We start from the raw sequence: 20,099 nt of genomic DNA on the forward strand, positions 1-20,099 counted from the left end.
AGATAGGCCTTTATAATGAAATGTCTTTTTTATTAGTGAATACCCTTATTCTATGATCTTTTTTGGGTGGTTGTTTCAGTCAAAGTTTGCGCTATCGTCTGTGTACGATTGTCAATTTAATTTTCAATATTTATTAAATGACATGCTGAATCGTCTGCGTAAGCGTCGTAAGCTAATTTTGTTATTGGCCACTTTGCTGTGTGTTGACACTTCTGCTCATGCAAATTTCATCGATACCCCAACGCTGATATGTACACCTAAAACAGTCGTCGATGTAGTCAGTGACTCAGCTCGACATGTCATCGATAAAAATAGTACTCAACATATGACGTTTCATAAAGACGATACTGATTTGATGGTGTTTCCACTGACCTCTCACTTAGTCGATACTGATGACCATAATCAACTAAAGGACCAATCCAGAAACCAATCGATAGATAGTACAATCAATACTACAAAGCTGCCCTCAGCGACTGTCTTACAGCCAGAGCTTAGAGAACCCAGTTTGTATGCTTTACTAAATGCAGAATTCGCGGCAGATCGCGGTGATATTGAACGGGCGCTAACCCTTTATAAGCAGCAGTCTTTTAAAGAAGATGCCACAGCAGTGTTTGAGCGTGCGCTGAGCTTGTCGCTGCGTCATGACAATGTCGGGGACTCGTTACAGTTTGCCAAAATGTGGCAAGATCAAAACCCTGATCACGTACCCGCTTGGTTTTATGTGGCGCATTTAGCGCTTAAAGCTCACGACTATACTCTAGCGGGTCAGTCCTTAGACCGTATTTTGCGCTATGATCCACGTACTGATTTGAGCGACATATTGATTGGTATTTACCCAACGACAGACAGCGATCAGCGTGAGCTCTTAGAAGCCTTACAGCCTATTAATAGCGAGCAAAACGCCTCTTTATCAGTGTTAAAAGCAGGCTTGCTGTATCAATTTAATGAGCCTGAGATTGCCATTATTCATATCAATAGAGCTTTGTTACATCAGCCTGATTATGTGCCTTTTATTACCCTAAAAGCCGATATCTTACGCAAAACCGAACCAGCAGAGACGGTGCTTAATTATATCAATCAATCACGCCTGCGTAATCCTGATAGCAAAAGCTTGTACTTATATGAAATCCGCTATTTGCTTGATCTACAGCAGAGCCAAGAAGCCCTAGAGTTACTCCTTGAAGCGCATCAGCGCTTTAATGATGCAGAGATTACTCTATTGGCCGCTTTAGTCAGCTTGGATAATGAAGAATACCGTAGCGCTGACCGCCTCTTAAACGTACTGGCAAAGACTCCTACTTATCTAGATCAAGCATATTATTATTTAGGTATTAGCGCAGAGCGACAACAGCGCTTTGAGCAAGCCAAATCTTATCTAAAGAGCGTCATGCAAGAAGATTTGGTACTGTCAGCACGCAAAAAAGTGGTCGATCTTGAACTGCTAGATGACAATATTGATGCTGCGATCGACACATTGGTTAATCTGCGTAAACAGTTTACCGTCTTTGCTCCCGAAACTTACGTCTTACAAGCCAATATCTTATGGCAGCACGACCAAGCTGAGGAAGCTCTACAGTTATTGACTCGCGTCAGCCGCAAGTACCCTAACGATCAGTCCATACTGTTCGCCCGTGTACAACTGCTCGATGATCGTAGTGACTATATTATTAAACGTACTTTGCTTAATCACTTGCAAGCGCTAGATCCTAACAATCTGTCTTACCAGCTAAGTTATGCTCAATTACTTTTGGCTAATGATCAAAACTCTGAACAAGGGTTAGAGCTTGCCCAAAACATACGCCAGGTTCGTTTCGATGATCCTCGCTACGATAACGAGCTGCATTTGCAAGCACTAAACGTACTGGCTAGCAGCGCTTTGGCCAATGAAAACTATGCACAAGTCATCGAGTACCTAAAAACCCCTTATGATGTGCTGCCAACGCTGCGTTCAGGTGTGCTGTTGCTACGCGCCTATCAAGGACTGGGCGAAAGCGCAAAGGTCAACGCGCTACTGGCGGACTTGCAACAGCGTTTTTCGTTTGGACAACACAACGTCAATGACCGCGTACAGCTTTATTAAAAGGTAATTGAATGAATAATTGTCATTTTTTATCATATACAATCATTACTCATGCAACCAATAAGTCTCTAACAACAGGGCATAACTGAGTAACAAATTGAGCGTAATATTTTTAGCATTAACTATATTAAGTTTGTAAATTTTGAGGAATAACCATGTCTGCACGCTCAACAACACTACGCCATAAACCCAATAAATTAGTCGCATTCAGCGCGATGACCGCTGCATTATTAATAACGTCTGGTTGTCAGTCTTTACAAGGTACAAGTACTAATGCTGGCCCCTCAACTATAGTGCAAGCTCAAAAACTTGATAATTTCAATATTACAGGCAAGATTGGTGTGACCATGCCTGCCAATAGTGCGACTAATACAGGCGCGCAAGGTGGTAGTGCTTTTTACGCTTGGGGACAGCAAAACGAGCGCTTTGCCATTGAATTGATTGGTGCGTTGGGCATTGGCAAAACCAATATCGAATATGATGGCCAAACGGCAACTTTAGTCAGTGAAAAAACAGGTACCTTAACCGCCGACAACCCTGAGACTTTGCTACAAAAAGCCACTGGCTGGCAAGCGCCTATCTCACAAATGCCGTATTGGATATCAGGGCGCTCAGCACCTTCAGACAGCACCCCACAGCTTGATGCGCAAGGTCGACTCATAAGCTCAGTTAATGGTCAATGGACGGCAAGCTTTACTTACAAGGGTACAGATAAACTGCCTGCTAAGATTAGCGCTGTGCAGCCAAAAGGCCACAAAGTCATCATGACCATTAATCACCAAAACAGCTGATAAATATAACCAATGACGACCGATAATTCCTTGACTTCAAAAGCGTCTATAACACGCTTATCTCCTGCCAAGATAAATTTATTTTTGCATATTATAGGTAAGCGTGCAGATAACTATCATAATTTGCAAACGGTTTTTCGCCTACTTAATTGGGGCGACTATTTGCATTTCTTAGTTGCAGACACGGTAGTTACGATTAATGGTCAAGATGTAAGTAAGATCTGTCGTCAACTGTTGACCTTGTCTGGTGCAGATACTATTACTAGTGTTATAGAAGATAATTTAATTGTTAAAGCCGCTCATGCTTTATTGGCTGCGACTTTGCAGTCAAAAAAACTACCCAAGCAGCTACCGCAAGTATGTATTGGTTTAGACAAGCGTTTGCCGATGGGTGCAGGTTTAGGCGGCGGCTCTTCTAATGCCGCAACTACCTTATTAACATTAAATGAGATTTGGCGATTTAACTTCACTCAAGATGAGCTGATAAAAATCGGTGCGACGATTGGTGCAGATGTGCCAATATTTATTTTTGGGCAAGACGCTATCGCTATGGGTATTGGCGCAGAATTGACCGCCATTAATTTACCGAAACAGCACTATCTAATCCTAACACCAAATGCTCACATCAATACGGCAACACTCTTTGCGCATCCTAAGTTACAGCGTGATATCACACCACTCTCAATACAAACGATTGAAAATCAGTTTGACAATTATCTGCAACACTTAACTGCACCCTATCACAATGTTTTTACTCCAGTCGTCACCAGCCTTGCGCCCGCGGTTGATGAAGCATTAGATTATTTGAAAAGTTTAGAAAAAGTGGCATCAGGCACAGCACGAATGACTGGCTCTGGTAGCGCAGTGTTTTTACCATTGGATGCGGGTATTGCCAGTGATAAGGCGCTGTTGGCAAAGTGGATTGCAGAGGCGCCTTGTATGGGGTATGTGGTGAGAAGTTTATAGATATTACTTAAAAAATAGGGTGCGAACAGCCTACCTGAAATACTTAATCAAATAAGAGTTTTAGATGATAAAACCAGCCAAATTAAATAAAGGAGATACTGTCGCTACCGTATCCCTCTCTTGGGGGGGAGCAAGTGAGCTTCCGCATCGTTATCAAGCTGGCAAACAGCAATTTCAAGATACCTTTGGCGTGAATGTCATCGAAATGCACAACACCCTAAAGCCTGCTAAATGGTTACAAGAAAATCCACAGGCGAGAGCAGATGACCTACATGAAGCGCTGACTAATCCCAATGTAAAAGCCATCATTTCTAATATTGGCGGATCAGATAGTATTCGCCTATTACCTTATATTGACTTCGACTTAATTCAGAAAAACCCAAAAATATTTTTAGGTTTCTCAGACTCTACCATAACCCATTTTATGTTTTACAAAGCAGGTGTTACCTCGTTTTATGGCACCAGTCTATTGGTTGGTTTTGCTGAAAATGGCGGTATGCATGACTATGTCATTGAAGATATTAAACGCACTCTATTTTCTAGTAGACCTGTTGGGCAGATTCAGCCAAGTACCGTTTGGACAAGTGAGTGGCTCGAATGGGAAAACTCTGAACTTGCGACTAAAAAACGCATGATGACCCAAAGCCGAGGATGGCGTTGGTTAAATGGTCAGAGTAAACAACAAGGAAAAGCTGTAGGTAAAGTAACTGGTGAGCTGCTTGGTGGTTGTATAGAAGTACTAGAGTTTATGAAAGATACGGCTCTATGGGTGAGTCCTGCAGATTGGCAGGGCAAAATCTTATTTATTGAAACCTCCGAAGATCAACCTTCGCCTACCTTTTTTAGATATTGGTTACGCAATTATGTAGCATCCGGCATTATGGAACGCATTAGAGGAATTATTCTTGGGCGTCCTGAAGATAACAAATTCTGGCGAGAGTATGATGAAGTGTTACTCGATGTGATCTACAATGAAGCTGGACTGAGTCATTTGCCAATCATAACAGGGATGGATTTTGGACACAGTAGCCCGACTTTTACCCTACCCCTAGGTGTAAAAGCGCAGATTGATTGTGACAATCAAACTTTCTCTATTATAGAAAGTGGCGTTAGTAAATAGATTGAGTCATCAAGCGCAGTAGCAAAGACTTGTATGGTGTGGCCTAGCGTACCATTTATAGTTGTCTTAACTCAATATCAGTGCACTGGGCGCACCCTACACAAACTTGTATAGAATGCGTCTTACACACCGAAAAGATACGGATCATTGAAAATGGTGTGTGCAAGACATACTTATTCAAGCTCAACCTACACGCTAACCTTGCAGTCCTAGCCAAACCTTAGCAGCTGACTCTTTGTCAGGGTTAAAGCCTTTGATATCCAAATTTGGTATCATCCAACCTTCAATTTCAGCAACCTTTTGTAGCCATTGCTGCTCACTGATAACTGCCATCTTGCCAAAATACTTCATGGTTGCCCATAACTCAGGCATACGTCTCATCTCATCCATTACTGCTGAAAAAGATGGCATGGCAAAGCTATCAATGCGATAGAGCAAAGTGGCGTTTTGTAGTTCAGTATTTGGGTCAGCCTGAACCATAGACACCGTTGCCTGCACCCATTCATCAAGTAGACGATTCATATCATCACTATGTATTTTGCCATTAATGGTTAATTCAATGTGATTGTTACTGTGCTTGGTTAGAAGATAAGTCATATCACTTTCCTTATTCCGTACGTGCTGGTAGTGCTATCTATATTACCTTATTTTCTTTATGGTATTGAGTAAGACATGTGTATGAATGCGGCTTTGTTAAAACAACTATGGACAACGACTATGATTGCTTTTCATTACTGAATTGCCAAAACTACCTTAGAGTTTACTTTTTACGAATAAAAGGCAGAAAAGAACATAAATGACTTGCAAAATCTCAAAATTTACTTATAATAGGTCGCCACAATAGGGGTATAGCCAAGTTGGTAAGGCATCAGGTTTTGATCCTGACATCCGTTGGTTCGAGTCCAGCTACCCCTGCCATTTTTTAGTTTGGATTGCTGATTTATAGCAATTGACAACACCTTCCCAGTTTCGGTATAGTTCGCAATGAACACCGCTCGGGAACACCGTCTTAGACGGTTGAATAGGTAACGACGTCAGTCTAATATTTTATCAATATTTAGCTTTCGTACTACCTAGACATTACAGGGGTATAGCCAAGTTGGTAAGGCATCAGGTTTTGATCCTGACATCCGTTGGTTCGAGTCCAGCTACCCCTGCCATTTTTTACTGTAAAAGTAGTCTTCAATTATTTTCACCACTCTTTTCTTTATTTGGGCAGTTAGACACTGCTTAGTGGTCGCTGCTTGAGTCAATAAATAGGACTTCAGTCATGCCTTATTTGGCAATTTTTACGGGCAATGCCCATCCAGAACTTGCGAAAACCGTCGCCGACCACCTACACATCCCTCTTGGTAAAGCTGACATCACCCGTTTTTCTGATGGCGAAATTGCTGTGGAAATCAAAGAACACGTACGCGGTAAAGACGTGTTTATTATGCAGCCGACTTGTGCACCGACCAACGATAATTTGATGGAAATCATGATGATGGCGGATGCGCTTCGTCGTTCTAGTGCTGGCCGTATTACAGCAGTTATGCCGTATTTTGGTTATGCGCGCCAAGACCGTCGTCCTCGTTCTGCTCGCGTGCCTATCTCGGCCAAAGTCGTCGCTGACATGCTAAATATCGTTAGCATTGATCGCGTCATGACGGTGGATCTACACTCAGATCAGATTCAAGGTTTCTTCGACATTCCTGTAGATAACATCTATGGCACACCCGTCCTTTTGAACGATTTGCAAAAGCAAGACTATGACAACATCATGGTGGTTTCACCTGACGTTGGTGGTGTGGTTCGTGCGCGCGCAATGGCCAAGCAATTAGGCGACACTGATATGGCGATTATCGATAAACGCCGTGCCCGTGCCAACGAGTCACAAGTCATGCACATCATCGGTGATGTTCGTGATCGTGACTGCGTTATCGTTGACGATATGGTTGATACGGCAGGTACGCTATGCAAAGCGGCTGAAGCCCTAAAAGAAAACGGCGCCCGTCGCGTACTCGCTTATATCACCCACCCTGTCCTATCAGGTAATGCCCTAAAAAATATCAGCGAGTCGGCATTGGACGAAGTGGTCGTCACTGACACCATTCCATTGTCTCCTGCTGCGCAAGCATGTAGCAAAATCCGTCAAGTCTCTATAGCTCCGATGCTGGCTGAAAGCTTACGCCGTATCAATAATGAAGAGTCAATCAGCGCTATGTTTGATGCTTAAAGATTATATTTTTATTATTTGATATTTATGATTCTGATTACTTAATGATTAGCGCTAAAGGTTAACTTTAGCGCTTTTTTTTGCTTTAATATTTTTGCTCATGGTCAACCGTCTATCATTTGTCACGTAAGAGCTTCTTAATCTTCATCAAATTATCTAAGCCTTTATTATTGCTGCAAAAACACGTATAATGCGCGCCTATATGCGTTATTCGTAAGTTTTAAGCATTTGAGGCTTAGCGGTGTGACTCATACTATTTAAGGTATCGATTATCCGGTAGAAGACTGGTCGCAAGTCTTAGGTTACTGGTAGATACTTCACATACACTCTATAGGATTATATCCATGACTATCGATCATTTTGCAATTAATGCGGTTGACCGCTCTGCTGAACAACAAGGTAAAGGTGCGAGCCGCCGCCTACGTAAGCAGAACTTAGTTCCTGCTATCATTTATGGTGGCGGTGAAGAACCAACGGCTATCTCAATTAAATTAAATGAGATGGTAAAGTCGCTTGAATACGAAGCCTTCTTTTCACAAATCTTGACGATCACGACTGATAAAGGTGAAGAACATCAAGTCGTTATTAAAGACTTACAGCGTCATCCTGCTAAAGGCTTTCCAATGCATGCTGACTTTCAGCGCATTATCAAAGGCCAAAAGATCAACATGAACGTTCCTGTGCATTTCGCTGGTCGTGAAGAAGCTCCTGGTACAAAAGCAGGCGGTATCCTATCTACGTTGGTTACTGAAGTTGAAATCGTTTGCCTACCATCACAGCTACCTGAGTATCTAGAAGTAGATGTATCAGGTATGGAAATCGGCGATCTATTCCGCTTATCAGACATCGACTTACCTGAAGGCGTGATTATCTTTGATCTTGATATGGAAGATGCGCACGACCGTACTATCGTTAACATGCAGCCACCAACGGTTGAAGAAGTTGACGAAGATGCTGAGGAAGTTGATGCTGACGAAGTACCAGCTACCGAGCAAGCTGACAAAGCTGACGACAAAGACGCTGAATAATTGATTATCAATCAGTAGACACTGCTCTACTGTATTTATAATAGTAGCGAGTTTGTTGATAAAGAAACAGCAGGTGATCATTGTCTCCTGCTGTTTTTGTTAGTATTATTTACAAAAATAGCTGACAGCGTTATTTTTGTAAATAATATTCATTTTAGGCTATTTTACTCTTTGTAGTTAGCTTAACCCTCATTTTAGGCAAGGTATGTTATGGCGATAAAACTCATTGTTGGTCTTGGTAATCCTGGTGAGCAATATATGTTCACTCGCCATAATGCAGGTTTTTGGTTTGTGCAGCATATCGCTCATCATTTTAATATTGCCTTAAGCCCTGATAAGAAGTTCCATGGCGTGACCGGACGCGGACAAGTATATGGTCATGATGTGCGCTTGCTACTACCCCTAACTTTTATGAATAAATCGGGACAGTCAGTCGTGCCGATGGTCAATTATTACAATATCGCCAATGATGAGCTACTGATCGCTCATGATGAGCTCGATATTGATGCCGGTAGCATCAAGCTAAAAACGGCGGGCGGTCATGGCGGTCATAATGGCCTGCGTGATATTACCCCGCATATTGGAAACGACTTTCATCGCTTGCGCGTCGGTATTGGGCATCCAGGACATAAGTCTAAAGTGAGCGGACATGTACTCTCTAAAGCATCGCCTGATGAACAAATTGCGATCGATAGTGCACTCACGACAGCTTTTGAAGCGCTACCTTTATTATTAGAGGGCGATATTGAACGCGCGCGTTCGCAAATTAATAGTTTTAAACTACCTGCCTAAACGGTATGATACTTTTGGTTCAGACCTTATGACTTTTGCTTAAGTTTGTCTAAAACTGCTAACGCTATTTTGTGTTTATCAGTAATTAGCTAGTACAAACTTTGTAAGGTCTTGATTTAACCTTTAATTTTTACGTATCTGCCCCCATTAACTGATTACTTTTGTTACGCTAAGGAAGCAATTCATGCTACTTAATATGCTTAAATGCAAATTGCACCGTGCCCGCGTCACGCATGCTGAGCTGCACTACGAAGGCTCATGCGGTATCGATGGCGACTTATTAGATCTTGCTGGATTACGCGAGAACGAATCTATCGACATCTATAATGTCACCAATGGTAAGCGCTTTCGCACCTACGCTATTCGCGCTGAAGCAGGCTCTGGTATCATCTCATTAAATGGTGCCGCCGCTCATATGGCAGACTTAGGTGATATCGTCATTATTTGCGCTTATGCTCATTTTGACGAAGTTGAAGCCTCGACCTACCAGCCAAAACTGGTTTATTGTAATGAAGATAATACAGTCAAAGACACTGCAAATATTATCCCTGTACAAGTGGCTTAATAGTTCCGATAAAGAGTCAAAAGTGCCCATCTTTATAGTTAGCCTGTATTAGAATTTGCAAAACTATTTATTTCAATACAAAAGCTGAATCCAAATTGTGGTTCGGCTTTTTTTATATCAATCCAGACTTAATAATTCATTATTTTTGAAGGAAAGTACCCATGTGGTTGGCAGGTGTTACGATACTGATTGGTTTAGCCATTCTGGTTTGGAGTGCTGATGTATTCATTGATGGCGCAACCGCATTAGCAAAGACATTAGGTGTACCTAGTTTTCTGATTGGGGTGTTGATCTTAGGATTGGGTACCTCCGCACCTGAGATGGTGGTATCGATATTAGCAGCGCTAGATGGTAGTCCTGAGCTTGCCTTAGGTAATGCTTACGGCTCAAACATCATCAACATTGCGTTAGTCTTGGGGGCGACAGTCCTTATCAGTCCTATTATTATTCATAAAAGCATTATAGCGCGTGACTTACCTATGCTATTACTCATTACTGCTCTAGCAGCGTGGCAATTGCGTGATGGCGTACTAAGCTTGAACGATGGTATCTCATTACTAACCTTATTAGTCATGGTCTTGAGCATCCAAATCGTGCTGAGCCTACGTGAGGGCAGCTCAAAGCCGAAAAACGATGTCATCGAAGACAGCGATACAGTAAAAATTGTTCCGGTCACAAACAATACAATAGAAAGCTTAGGGATAAAAAGCACTGATTCAGGTTATATAGAACCAAGTTTGGCACGGGGTTTGGGTAGCTTGTTTGTGGGTATGCTGATGCTGGTCTTAAGCTCACGAGCGATTGTTTGGGGTGCAGTTGAGATGGCGACATTTTGGGGATTAAGCGAGTTGATTATTGGTCTGACCATCGTCGCTGTTGGCACGTCCCTACCAGAGTTGGTGGCAAGCCTCGCTGCAGCGCGTCACGGTGAGCACGATATGGCACTTGGCAACATCATTGGCTCCAATATCTTTAATACGTTAGGAGTGGTAGGGCTAGCGGCTGTTATCGCACCGATTACAACCAACCCAATGATTTTATCTCGTGATGTATTGGTAATGGCACTGATTACCTCTCTACTCTTTATAATGTGTGCATTTGCTTTTATATCTAATCGAAGATTTGGTCGTACCTCTGGCGTTACAATGATACTACTTTTTACTGGCTATACGGTATGGCTGGTTCAAACGGCCATTGTATAACAGGTGGTATCATCATCGATGGGCTGATGATGCTGATGTCTTTTGATTATTTGCTCTGCTTGCGGTTCTTAAAGCCACGCCATAGACCTTCATGCGCTACTTTTGGCATCTTTAGGGTAATGGTGTTTGATAGCATATCTTGCACTGCTAGGCCCCGACGATTAAACAAGCAAAATACATAGTTAAATACCAAACCCAAAAAGGCACTGGTCAGCAGGACGGCACGCGAGCCTCCTATCAGACTGCCGATAATACCAAAAATTAACGGCATTAGTGCAGCTGCCATAATGCGCTTAAATGATTGGCCCCACGTTAGCAAATGCCCCGCATTATTGACGGTTTTTAGGCGCCATGTTTGCATGCCTAGCGTTTGACCACCGCGACGCCAAAACACGCCATAAAAGGCTACTAGCGTCAGTATAAAAGAAGGTGTCATAATGACGTTCTGATACCATCTGGGTAGCGACTGCGCCTCTTCAGACTGCGTCCCTGTTTCCATGGTCAATAGCGTACCAATCACTGTCAGCATCGTCCCCACCAAAAACAATAATGCCAAAATCAACATCCCATCATATAAGATAGCAACGACACGGGTCGTCGGTTTGGCAATAGTAGGCTCTTCAATATGAGGGACATGCTGTTGAGAGGTGTTCTTTTTTGGAGACTTTGACTTAAGGACAGTCTTCGGTGTACTTTTTGACATGATACAAGCTCATAGCAAGCGAAAATAATGACACTATTGTACCGTAATTTGGGTGCTTATCGTACACTTATACCAAGCCCCAGAAGTATACATATTATAAAAATGATGATGCGTCGAAAACGTGTTGTAATATTTAAAACTTGAAGTATATAAAGATAAGACAAACAACCCTTATTACAAAAACAGCAGACATAAAAAAATCGCCAAATTGTCATAAGACAGGCGATTGATTTAGTTTTTAGCTCGAAGCTTAATAAGACAAGCTATTATGCAAATGGTGCGCCTGGAGAGATTCGAACTCCCGACCCCTTAGTTCGTAGCCAAGTGCTCTATCCAACTGAGCTACAGGCGCGTATTTTGCACATCATCCACTGTATTTTAAATAACATTTACAGTAAATTAGGTTGGCTATTATATAGATAATCCAGCTGATGTCAATATTTTTTATTCATTAAAATAAAATTTTTTTCTATTCTAATTACAAATATATCTGACATCGACTTACTGCATTACAATCTAACAATAAACCGAATAAATGGCGGTGAAGGAGGGATTCGAACCCTCGATACGCTTACACGTATGGTTCCTTAGCAGGGAACTGGTTTCAGCCACTCACCCACTTCACCGAACGATTTAAGACACTTATCGAAATATTTATTAAAATTGTTTTAAAAAATATGTCTTTAAACTAAAGTATCAATGCTTGTTGATACGTCTTATGTCGTGGGCGAGTATTATAACAAAGCCAAAACGAATTGCAAGCATTACCCGCCATTTTCATGACACTTTCTTATAATTTTTAAATAATATACTCTTTCAGAATCAAATAAGCTCTATTTTTCAACAGATTAGCTTTACTCCTTAATTATTTAAATTAAGTGAGAGTCAAGCAGCAGCTTACTGCTGTGGCTTTTTCGGTTTGAGATGGCTATAGTAATTAACAAGCCGTTTTCAACCATCATAAAAACAAATAAAGGAAGGTTATGCGACCAATAGTGTTATGTTTTTCTGGCTTAGATCCCTCAGGGGGTGCAGGGTTACAAGCCGATATTGAAGCGATAGGGGCAGCAGGTGGACATGCAGCTGTCGCATGTACTGCCATCACTGTCCAAAGCTCACAGCAAGTATTCGGTTTTGAGGCCTGCGCGGCAACCTTAGTAAAAGATCAGGCCATAGCGGTACTTGAAGATTTACCGGTTCGCGCGATCAAATCAGGCATGCTTGGCACCACAGATAATATCGCCATGCTGACGCGCCTATTTGCAGAGCAGACAATTAGCAGTGATACGCCCTTTGTACTTGACCCTGTACTCGTTGCCAATAGCGGAGGGAGCTTGGGCGATGAGCAAACGCTGGTCGCAGCTTTTAGAGAGCTGCTTCCCTACGCCACGCTTGTTACGCCAAACACGCATGAGCTAAGGGCGTTAAGCGGAGAGCAGGACTTACATAGTGGTGCACAAAAACTATGTGCACAAGGCACACATGCCGTACTGGTCAAAACCTCACATGACTTTGACAGCGGTGATATCGAGCAATACTTATACGTTAAAGGTGACATGGTACACCAAAGTACGTTGCCGCGCCTAAACGGTGAATTTCATGGCTCTGGCTGCTCACTGGCCAGCTTTATCGCAGGACGCTTAGCTCTAGGTGATGAGCTGATTACAGCTATCAAAGCTGCTGATCGATGGATTACGCAGACATTGGTGGCAGCAGATCGTCCACATCCTGAAGACAGCAGTGCCCAACTGATACCGAATCGCTTTATAGCTTTTAAGTAAGGGTAAGCTAGAAGTAAGTTTATAAAAATAGCTTTAACTAAAAATAAAAAAGACGCCCTATGATGAGAGCGTCTTTTTTGTATTAAGTAGTCTTTAGAATATATTTTAAAATAGTACTCAATACTAAATTAAATACAGCTTAGCCTAACATCGGCATAAAGCTTGAGGCCAAACCGCCGATAAACATCTCGAGTAAAAGAAAGGCAATAAAGGCAACCATCGGTGATAAATCAAGCATGCCTAAATTTGGTGTAATGCGGCGAAACGGCGCTAAGATAGGTTCAGCTAAATTAATAATAATACCAATGATCGGGTGCTCAGATCGGGTAAATACCACAATCCAACTTACGATAATAGAACCAATGACCAAATAGCGACACATGCGCAAAAAGTCTAAAACCAAACTGGTGGTACCAGCAAAAAACAACGGCGCAGGTGCAATACCTTTATGCATCAGCGCCGCTTTGCCAGAGATATCAACGAGACGGATTAAAAACATCAATACGATGGCCGCAATACTGATACGCCCTTGCGCAACTGTCGGAAAAATACGCCCAAACGTATCTACAATGCGCGTGGCCTTATAAGCAGGCGCAATCATAGGGTTTCTCTCATCCATTCCAGCAAACTGCAGCATAAAACGGATAAATACTAGCATCATAGCGAAGGTAGTCACTAAGTCAAAAATTTGCAACAACGTGTTGTTCATAAAACGCTACTCAATGTGCCACGAATAAATATTTTTAAGATGGTGGCTTATTTGTATTAAAGGAGAATTTTACTGGGCTAAATTCTTATTTGTTTTCTGTACTAAGCGCTTGACTACGGTCGTAACAAGCTTGCATGGCCTCGCCGATTTGGCGACCAATCTCATTACTTTGCATAGATTCGATAGCGGCTTGTGTGGTGCCATTCGGTGACATGACTTTACGGCGTAGCTCACTTGGACTATCATCACTCTCGATAGTCATTTTAGCTGCACCTAGTACCGTCTGCATAGCTAGAGCTGAGGCTTGCTCTTTGTCCAGACCGAGCGCCACGGCGCCATCAATCATTGATTCAATAAAATAAAACACATAGGCTGGTGCAGAACCAGAAACGGCCGTTACAGCATGCATATGTGTCTCATCATCTACCCACATAGCCAGACCTGACGCTTCCATCACCGCCGTTGCCAACTGCTTTTGCGACTCGTCAAGGTCAGCGGATGCATACAACCCAGTTGCCCCCATCTGTATTTTGGAGGGCGTATTGGGCATGGCACGTACGACATTAGGGTAGCCACCAAGCATACTAGAGAGGTCATCAGTCGATAACCCTGCTGCCACTGATATCACTAATTGGTTGTCTAAGACATCAGCAAAAGCGCTGACAACTTTATTCATGACTTGAGGTTTTACCGCTAAGACGACGACGTCAGCATCAATGATCGCAGCCTTTGGGTCTACACTTGCATCAACCGTATTCATCTTTTGATCTTCAAACTGCTGACGTGTCTCAGCGCTAGGTGCTGATACGGTGATTAGCTCAGGTTTGACACCGCAGGCAATAAGCCCACTTATCAAAGCTTGCGCCATGTTTCCGCCACCGATAAAGCTGATTTTTTTATTGTCGAGTACTGACATTATTATTCCTCACTAACAAAACGCAAAGTATCCAAAGGTATAGTTTTCAAACGTATATCATGACATCTAAAATGACACTTAGTCTACCATACTGCCACGAGCATTAAAGAAATTTATCTGTAGTCCAATCACCTCAAAAACCGATTAACGTAACGATTTTATTGCATACTGGCTATATGCTTAAGATATTTTTGATAGCACTAGCTAAGAAACCACTATCATTTTTAACGTTTTCCAACGATTTATCAGTCCCTAGCACCCAACTTTCAAATGGCGATACTAGCAATAACGGCAACGCTTCATCTTTATGAGCGAAGACAATACTAACAACCACCAAGCTATCACGCAGCCAAACAGGCACGCCAAGTGTTTGATAGAGTTTTTTTCCTGCTTGTGGTCGAGTGACTAGAGCCGTTTGCACGCGCTGCTGCCGTCCTAATGGTGTACACGTTAGCTCAATCTTATCTTTATTACTTATAAGCTTATCGCTGATGAATCTATCATTTATAAAGTGTATCAACGTATTGAGCGCGATTTCTAATTGCCAATCAATACCTTTGCCTGTGCGTAACATCACCATCATCGCATGCTTTTGAGGCAAGCTTGAACAAGGTAACATTTGGGTGTGTGCAGTAAGTGGTAGCGCTAGCCATGCAAGCCAACTACTGCTAAGACGATACAGCTGCTGACGATAACGGCGGATAGTGTAAGTCTGCTTACTGCCTTGCCAGTCTAATTGGGTTTGATGGTTGTGATCATTACGTTCAGTTAAGCTTAAAACATCATCGACAAGCTGCTTGGACGGCGGCAATGGCTCTTCTTGCGTGAGCCAAGTATGTATGAGTTGGCGTTGACGATAGATAGGCAATGAGTGCAGTTTGTCGATATTTAGCACACGTTGCGCTGGTGGATAATTCAACAGAATAATAGCGGTCTGCTGCAAGTCTTGTACGGCTTGATCGCTCACGATAGCTTGAGCATCTGCGAGTAACTGCGCACTGCGAGCAATGTTATCAATAACATTCGAGTTATACGTAGCAAGTGCTGGCATGATATCGCGGCGCAGCCCACTACGCATATTATCGCCGCTGTCATTGGTAGGGTCATCGATATACGGCAGCTCTAACTGCTGAGCATAGTGACTAATGATAGAGCGGCGTACCGATAACCAAGGCCGCCACAGTATGTTGCGTTGTGCGCTTTGTGACTGCTCTCGCCACGCCTGCATACCTGACAAGCCATTCACCCCCGCCCCTTGAATCAAGCGCATGAGTACCGTCTCAGCTTGATCATCAGCATGATGGCCCAAGAGTAGCACATCGTCTTGGTTAATATGGGCACGCATCACATGATAACGTGCTAGTCGCGCTGCTTGCTCATCATGACCGTCTACTTTTGCCATTAATACCTGACACGGTAGCTGCTGAATGTGTGCCCAGCTAGCGACATGCTCTGACCAATAACTACTATCTGCTTGCAGTCCGTGATTGACATGCAACAATTGCGGCAAAAACGGCAATTTACCCTGTCGATATAACTGTACACATAGCGCGGCCAATGCCAACGAGTCTCGGCCACCACTACAAGCCAACCAAATACGCCGGCCATGTAATTGACCACCATATTCAGCCATGCTAACCAATAACGCTTCTGCTAGATTATCATCGATCGGCAATTGGTCTACTGGCTTGATAGGATACTGTAAAATGGCGCTACTAGTCATAATCAATCTTATATGAGTAAAGTTAAAAACGAAAAAACGCGCTATCAAGTAGCGCGTTTTTATTCTATCACTTTTTAGTCTATCGCTAAGAGTAACCGTCTAGGACCAAAAGCATGTCATCGAACAAGAGTAATATCAGATCAGCCTTATATTATATACCTAACAAGGCAACATGACTTCTGAATTGAAGGTCTTGAGCTTTTCATAGCGCTGCTCACAACGAGCGTCTGCATCCATGTCTTTGATCTCATTAAGCTGTTCAAGCAGTAGCGCTTTAAGAGAATTCATCACTGGCTGGGGATGAATGTGCGCGCCTTCCCCTTCTTCGATGACCGCATCAATCAGTCCCAGTTGATACAAGTTATCTGCATTCAACTTCAAAGCTTCACTGGCGTCTTTCGCTTTTTCTGCCGTTTTCCATAAGATTGAAGCACAGCCTTCAGGAGAAATAACGGAATAAATACTGTTTTGTAGCATATTTACTTTGTCACCGACCCCAATGGCCAATGCACCGCCTGAGCCGCCTTCACCGATGATAGTAACAATAATAGGCGCTTTTAAACTCGAAAATACAGCAATACTCTCTGCTATCGCTTGCGCTTGCCCACGCTCTTCGGCACCAATACCAGGGTATGCACCTTGCGTGTCGACAAAGGTCATTACGGGAATATTAAAACGCTCCGCCATCTTTACCAAACGTATGACTTTACGATAACCCTCAGGGTTTGCCATACCAAAGTTATGAGCAATGCGCTCACGCGTACTACGACCACGATGTTGTCCAATGACCATGACTGGCATACCATCCAAACGGGCCAATCCACCTACAATTGCTTTGTCATCGGCATAGGCACGATCACCATGCAATACATCAAACTCTGTAAACAGCTGATTAACATAGTCCATAAATAATGGACGTTTGGCATGCCGTGCAAGCTGAACGCTATCCCAGACGGTACTCATAGACGTTTCCTTTCTATCGTTTTGTATAATTTATATGATACTACGTGTCATGATTTATTTGAGGCTAAATAAAGTACAGTTGTAAACTCAATAAAACTTATAGTAGCACAATTTATATACCGTGGCATTTAACAATGCTTTTGTAATGTAAATATTTGGCTGACTGGCCTAACCAAAGCCTATCAGCTAAGCGGATGCCGTAGCTTCGATAACACTGAGCTTAATACCCCATTTTGCAAACTGCTCAATCTCTACATAAAGGTCTGAAAATAAAAATGCATAATGTTTTTTGTCGGTACTGACAGTAAGTTGCCAGCAGTTGGTATCAGTGATGACAAGGCGCATGTCGGGTAGATCATACTCACTACGGCTACGATGCGCTAAGACCGCAAGCCTTAGTAGTAAGCATAGATAGACCAAGTCATCACCGCCAATGTTACACGTTTGCTCAAGCATATCGCTCTTAAGCTTGCGTCTATGGTTGAGCATCAGCTGTGCCATACGCTTTTGGTCGACTTGCGAAAATCCCGGAATGTCAGAGTATTCAAGTAAGTAAGCGCTGTGCTTATGATAGCTGCTATGGCTAATCGCAAGACCGATCTCGTGCAGGTATGCTGCCCGTCTCAATACGTCAGCATCATCATTGGTCAATTGCAAGTCATCTTTAACTTGTTTGAACAGATGGCGACTGGTTCTAACCACTTGTCTGGCTTGTTTTTTGTCCACTGAATAGCGTTTGATTAATGCAAGCACACTACGGTCACGGACATCCTCACTAGCCAAGCGTCCAAGCATGTCATACATCACTCCTTCTCGTAGCGCGCCGTCAGAATAAACGATAGTCTCAATACCAAGCACTTTCATGGTAGCACGTAGTACGGCTACGCCTGCTGGAAATACTGCCTTACGGTGCTCTTTCACCCCTTCTAACTCGATGTCATTTACATCACCGATTTTGATGAGCAGTTTTTCTAATTTTTTGACCCCTTGATAAGTGACGCGCTCTTGCTCATCTGACCAACCTTTGGATACCAGCACATTACGCACTGCTTTAATCGTACCACTAGAGCCAACCACACTACTCCAGCCTGTCTTTTGATATTGGCCATTAATAGCCAGTACTTCTTTGCGAGCTGCGACGATAGCACGATTAAAATTCTCTTTAGTAATTTGCCCATCCGCAAAAAATCTCTTTGTGAAAGCCACACAACCCATCTGTAAGCTTTCAGTCAATAATGGATCAAATCCTTGTCCGATAATAAACTCAGTAGAGCCGCCACCGATATCAATAACCAAACGCTTATCACTACTAGCATTGGTGTGAGAAACACCAAGATATATCAGTCGCGCCTCTTCACGTCCAGAGATGATTTCAATCGGCTTAGGTAGTATCTCATTAGCGCGTTTTATAAACTCATTGGCATTCTTCGCTTGACGCAGAGCATTTGTCGCAACGACACGTATGCGCGAAGGAGAGACTGAGTCAAGGCGTGCAACGAAGCGGCTAAGACATTCTAGACCTCGCTTTTCAGCAGCAGCGCTTAAGATATTATGTTCATCTAATCCTGCTGCCAGCTGTACTTTTTCGGACATGGAGACTACTTTTCGCACTTCACCATGATCAAGACGAGCAATAGCTAAATGAAAGCTGTTCGAACCGATATCGATGGCCGCCATCAGTTCATCATCAGCGAGTGGCGAATCTATAATGTCATTATTGAGCATAGGATTGAGCATAGGAAAAATCGTTATCCTGTAGGATGGTGTATAAGAATATAGTCGTAACCGCAAGTGTTGTAATAAATAATACTTGCCTTGGATACTAAGTTTTCAAGCCTTAAATTTTATCGTAGTGTCGCAGACAAGTTTTGCTATTAAAGCATTTCTATTAAGGTACATTCAATGACTTGTGTTCATTATAACCCTTTGCTACATTCTAAATAAGTCATATTATTAACCAGTAACATTGATAATTTAGAATAATTATTAATAACTGTAACTTCTATCTTGGTGTCCAGTTCATTGTTGCATTGCATTATTGATCCTCCTCTATTGATGTAGTCACCAAGTATTGATAGTTCTCTGTTAGTCCAAATAATAAGCAAAGGAAGCTGCCAAAATGAATCAATCTACGCGTACTCAATCTCGGGCTACTGCCAACACACCGATAAAAACTGCAATTGTTGGTACGGATATCACCAAAGTAGACCCTGTCTCTGAGCAAGGATTTTACGATTTTTATTTAAATGAACATCAAAACGTTATGTGCCGACGTCTGCATTTTGCTGGTAGCAGTTTTGGTCTATTAGGACTGGCAAAATCGGTCAAGACGCGCTCGCCGAAACCATTACTCAAAGGTATTGCTGCAGGATATGCCTGCGCCTGGGTTGGACATTTTTTCTTTGAAAAAAATAAGCCCGCCTCTTTTAAATTCCCACTAAAAAGCTTCGTCAGCGACTTTCGTATGTATAGTGACGTTCTACGCGGCAACTTAAGCTTAAAAGATCGTAAATTTGATAAAATCGGACGAAAGTAGTTTATT

18 protein-coding genes and 4 tRNA genes are annotated in these 20,099 nt (G+C 42.6%); 13 read left to right on the forward strand and 9 right to left on the reverse strand.

Annotated elements, in window-relative coordinates; all coding sequences use genetic code 11:
* The first annotated feature begins 142 nt into the window (after window positions 1-142).
* The 4 genes from ACS8FB_RS09020 to ACS8FB_RS09035 all read left to right on the forward strand — a co-directional run bounded on the left by ACS8FB_RS09020 (window position 143) and on the right by ACS8FB_RS09035 (window position 4,957).
* A complete protein-coding gene (locus tag ACS8FB_RS09020) occupies window positions 143-2,080 on the forward strand; it encodes a tetratricopeptide repeat protein (RefSeq protein WP_439262289.1) in 1,938 nt (645 codons plus the stop codon).
* 155 nt (window positions 2,081-2,235) lie between these two features.
* Entirely contained in the window at window positions 2,236-2,871 is a 636-nt protein-coding gene (gene lolB, locus ACS8FB_RS09025) for a lipoprotein insertase outer membrane protein LolB (RefSeq protein WP_439262291.1), read from the forward strand.
* 12 nt (window positions 2,872-2,883) lie between these two features.
* Entirely contained in the window at window positions 2,884-3,837 is a 954-nt protein-coding gene (gene ispE / locus ACS8FB_RS09030; RefSeq protein ID WP_439262293.1) for a 4-(cytidine 5'-diphospho)-2-C-methyl-D-erythritol kinase, read from the forward strand.
* 64 nt (window positions 3,838-3,901) lie between these two features.
* Window positions 3,902-4,957 carry a S66 family peptidase gene (locus ACS8FB_RS09035; protein ID WP_439262294.1) on the forward strand — a complete coding sequence of 352 codons (1,056 nt, stop codon included), beginning with the start codon at window positions 3,902-3,904 and terminating at the stop codon, window positions 4,955-4,957.
* Window positions 4,958-5,152: 195 nt separating this feature from the next.
* Here the strand turns inward: ACS8FB_RS09035 and ACS8FB_RS09040 are convergent, their stop codons facing one another.
* Window positions 5,153-5,554 (reverse strand): SpoIIAA family protein, encoded by a 402-nt coding sequence (locus tag ACS8FB_RS09040; protein ID WP_439262296.1) that lies wholly within the window; start codon window positions 5,552-5,554, stop codon window positions 5,153-5,155.
* A gap of 245 nt (window positions 5,555-5,799) precedes the next feature.
* On the opposite strand from ACS8FB_RS09040, the gene ACS8FB_RS09045 reads away from it, so the two are divergent.
* From ACS8FB_RS09045 to ACS8FB_RS09075, 7 genes are all read left to right on the forward strand, one after another.
* Window positions 5,800-5,875: transfer RNA gene (locus tag ACS8FB_RS09045), tRNA-Gln, on the forward strand.
* 166 nt (window positions 5,876-6,041) lie between these two features.
* Window positions 6,042-6,117: transfer RNA gene (locus ACS8FB_RS09050), tRNA-Gln, on the forward strand.
* 110 nt (window positions 6,118-6,227) lie between these two features.
* Window positions 6,228-7,175: a ribose-phosphate pyrophosphokinase gene (locus ACS8FB_RS09055; protein WP_173239542.1), complete on the forward strand. Its 948-nt coding sequence runs from the start codon at window positions 6,228-6,230 to the stop codon at window positions 7,173-7,175.
* A gap of 344 nt (window positions 7,176-7,519) precedes the next feature.
* Complete coding sequence (locus tag ACS8FB_RS09060; protein ID WP_299218529.1) at window positions 7,520-8,203, forward strand: 50S ribosomal protein L25/general stress protein Ctc; 684 nt, start codon at window positions 7,520-7,522, stop codon at window positions 8,201-8,203.
* A gap of 210 nt (window positions 8,204-8,413) precedes the next feature.
* Complete coding sequence (gene pth / locus ACS8FB_RS09065) at window positions 8,414-8,995, forward strand: aminoacyl-tRNA hydrolase (RefSeq protein WP_299218531.1); 582 nt, start codon at window positions 8,414-8,416, stop codon at window positions 8,993-8,995.
* Between the two features lie 184 nt (window positions 8,996-9,179).
* On the forward strand, window positions 9,180-9,560 hold the full coding sequence (panD, locus tag ACS8FB_RS09070) for an aspartate 1-decarboxylase (RefSeq protein ID WP_010196068.1): 381 nt from the start codon (window positions 9,180-9,182) through the stop codon (window positions 9,558-9,560).
* A 161-nt stretch (window positions 9,561-9,721) separates the two neighbouring features.
* On the forward strand, window positions 9,722-10,762 hold the full coding sequence (locus tag ACS8FB_RS09075; protein ID WP_439262300.1) for a calcium/sodium antiporter: 1,041 nt from the start codon (window positions 9,722-9,724) through the stop codon (window positions 10,760-10,762).
* A gap of 46 nt (window positions 10,763-10,808) precedes the next feature.
* Here the strand turns inward: ACS8FB_RS09075 and ACS8FB_RS09080 are convergent, their stop codons facing one another.
* The 3 genes from ACS8FB_RS09080 to ACS8FB_RS09090 form a co-directional block, all read right to left on the reverse strand.
* Window positions 10,809-11,465, reverse strand: coding sequence for an RDD family protein (locus tag ACS8FB_RS09080; RefSeq protein ID WP_439262302.1), 657 nt, complete (start codon window positions 11,463-11,465; stop codon window positions 10,809-10,811).
* Window positions 11,466-11,740: 275 nt separating this feature from the next.
* Window positions 11,741-11,817 (reverse strand) — tRNA-Arg (locus tag ACS8FB_RS09085).
* A gap of 184 nt (window positions 11,818-12,001) precedes the next feature.
* Window positions 12,002-12,091, reverse strand: a tRNA-Ser gene (locus ACS8FB_RS09090).
* Between the two features lie 357 nt (window positions 12,092-12,448).
* Between ACS8FB_RS09090 and ACS8FB_RS09095 the strand changes: the two genes are divergently transcribed.
* Window positions 12,449-13,246, forward strand: coding sequence for a hydroxymethylpyrimidine/phosphomethylpyrimidine kinase (locus tag ACS8FB_RS09095; protein WP_439262304.1), 798 nt, complete (start codon window positions 12,449-12,451; stop codon window positions 13,244-13,246).
* Between the two features lie 139 nt (window positions 13,247-13,385).
* Here the strand turns inward: ACS8FB_RS09095 and ACS8FB_RS09100 are convergent, their stop codons facing one another.
* From ACS8FB_RS09100 to ppx, 5 genes are all read right to left on the reverse strand, one after another.
* Window positions 13,386-13,955, reverse strand: a complete 570-nt coding sequence (locus tag ACS8FB_RS09100) for a YggT family protein (protein WP_439262306.1) — start codon at window positions 13,953-13,955, stop codon at window positions 13,386-13,388.
* Window positions 13,956-14,040: 85 nt separating this feature from the next.
* Window positions 14,041-14,871, reverse strand: a complete 831-nt coding sequence (gene proC / locus ACS8FB_RS09105) for a pyrroline-5-carboxylate reductase (RefSeq protein ID WP_439262308.1) — start codon at window positions 14,869-14,871, stop codon at window positions 14,041-14,043.
* A gap of 172 nt (window positions 14,872-15,043) precedes the next feature.
* Window positions 15,044-16,594, reverse strand: a complete 1,551-nt coding sequence (tilS, locus tag ACS8FB_RS09110; RefSeq protein ID WP_439262309.1) for a tRNA lysidine(34) synthetase TilS — start codon at window positions 16,592-16,594, stop codon at window positions 15,044-15,046.
* Between the two features lie 159 nt (window positions 16,595-16,753).
* Window positions 16,754-17,557 (reverse strand): acetyl-CoA carboxylase carboxyltransferase subunit alpha, encoded by an 804-nt coding sequence (locus tag ACS8FB_RS09115; protein ID WP_439262310.1) that lies wholly within the window; start codon window positions 17,555-17,557, stop codon window positions 16,754-16,756.
* A gap of 186 nt (window positions 17,558-17,743) precedes the next feature.
* Window positions 17,744-19,294 (reverse strand): exopolyphosphatase, encoded by a 1,551-nt coding sequence (ppx, locus tag ACS8FB_RS09120; protein WP_439262312.1) that lies wholly within the window; start codon window positions 19,292-19,294, stop codon window positions 17,744-17,746.
* 382 nt (window positions 19,295-19,676) lie between these two features.
* Between ppx and ACS8FB_RS09125 the strand changes: the two genes are divergently transcribed.
* Window positions 19,677-20,093, forward strand: a complete 417-nt coding sequence (locus ACS8FB_RS09125) for an Mpo1-like protein (RefSeq protein ID WP_439262314.1) — start codon at window positions 19,677-19,679, stop codon at window positions 20,091-20,093.
* Window positions 20,094-20,099: the final 6 nt, after the last annotated feature.

Origin of the sequence: Psychrobacter sp. 1U1 (genome assembly GCF_051847535.1) — a bacterium.
GTDB classification, from domain to species: domain Bacteria; phylum Pseudomonadota; class Gammaproteobacteria; order Pseudomonadales; family Moraxellaceae; genus Psychrobacter; species Psychrobacter saeujeotis.

What these genes read in the sequence shown, in the direction of transcription:
- ACS8FB_RS09075 (WP_439262300.1), top strand. Translation starts at nt 9,722, where the DNA reads ATGTGGTTGGCAGGTGTTACGATACTGATTGGTTTAGCCATTCTGGTT.
- panD (WP_010196068.1), top strand. Translation starts at nt 9,180, where the DNA reads ATGCTACTTAATATGCTTAAATGCAAATTGCACCGTGCCCGCGTCACG.
- ACS8FB_RS09100 (WP_439262306.1), bottom strand. Translation starts at nt 13,955, where the DNA reads ATGAACAACACGTTGTTGCAAATTTTTGACTTAGTGACTACCTTCGCT.
- ACS8FB_RS09035 (WP_439262294.1), top strand. Translation starts at nt 3,902, where the DNA reads ATGATAAAACCAGCCAAATTAAATAAAGGAGATACTGTCGCTACCGTA.
- lolB (WP_439262291.1), top strand. Translation starts at nt 2,236, where the DNA reads ATGTCTGCACGCTCAACAACACTACGCCATAAACCCAATAAATTAGTC.
- ACS8FB_RS09060 (WP_299218529.1), top strand. Translation starts at nt 7,520, where the DNA reads ATGACTATCGATCATTTTGCAATTAATGCGGTTGACCGCTCTGCTGAA.
- ispE (WP_439262293.1), top strand. Translation starts at nt 2,884, where the DNA reads ATGACGACCGATAATTCCTTGACTTCAAAAGCGTCTATAACACGCTTA.
- ACS8FB_RS09040 (WP_439262296.1), bottom strand. Translation starts at nt 5,554, where the DNA reads ATGACTTATCTTCTAACCAAGCACAGTAACAATCACATTGAATTAACC.
- ACS8FB_RS09095 (WP_439262304.1), top strand. Translation starts at nt 12,449, where the DNA reads ATGCGACCAATAGTGTTATGTTTTTCTGGCTTAGATCCCTCAGGGGGT.
- tilS (WP_439262309.1), bottom strand. Translation starts at nt 16,594, where the DNA reads ATGACTAGTAGCGCCATTTTACAGTATCCTATCAAGCCAGTAGACCAA.
- ACS8FB_RS09055 (WP_173239542.1), top strand. Translation starts at nt 6,228, where the DNA reads ATGCCTTATTTGGCAATTTTTACGGGCAATGCCCATCCAGAACTTGCG.
- ACS8FB_RS09080 (WP_439262302.1), bottom strand. Translation starts at nt 11,465, where the DNA reads ATGTCAAAAAGTACACCGAAGACTGTCCTTAAGTCAAAGTCTCCAAAA.
- ACS8FB_RS09125 (WP_439262314.1), top strand. Translation starts at nt 19,677, where the DNA reads ATGAATCAATCTACGCGTACTCAATCTCGGGCTACTGCCAACACACCG.
- proC (WP_439262308.1), bottom strand. Translation starts at nt 14,871, where the DNA reads ATGTCAGTACTCGACAATAAAAAAATCAGCTTTATCGGTGGCGGAAAC.
- ACS8FB_RS09020 (WP_439262289.1), top strand. Translation starts at nt 143, where the DNA reads ATGCTGAATCGTCTGCGTAAGCGTCGTAAGCTAATTTTGTTATTGGCC.
- ACS8FB_RS09115 (WP_439262310.1), bottom strand. Translation starts at nt 17,557, where the DNA reads ATGAGTACCGTCTGGGATAGCGTTCAGCTTGCACGGCATGCCAAACGT.
- ppx (WP_439262312.1), bottom strand. Translation starts at nt 19,294, where the DNA reads ATGCTCAATCCTATGCTCAATAATGACATTATAGATTCGCCACTCGCT.
- pth (WP_299218531.1), top strand. Translation starts at nt 8,414, where the DNA reads ATGGCGATAAAACTCATTGTTGGTCTTGGTAATCCTGGTGAGCAATAT.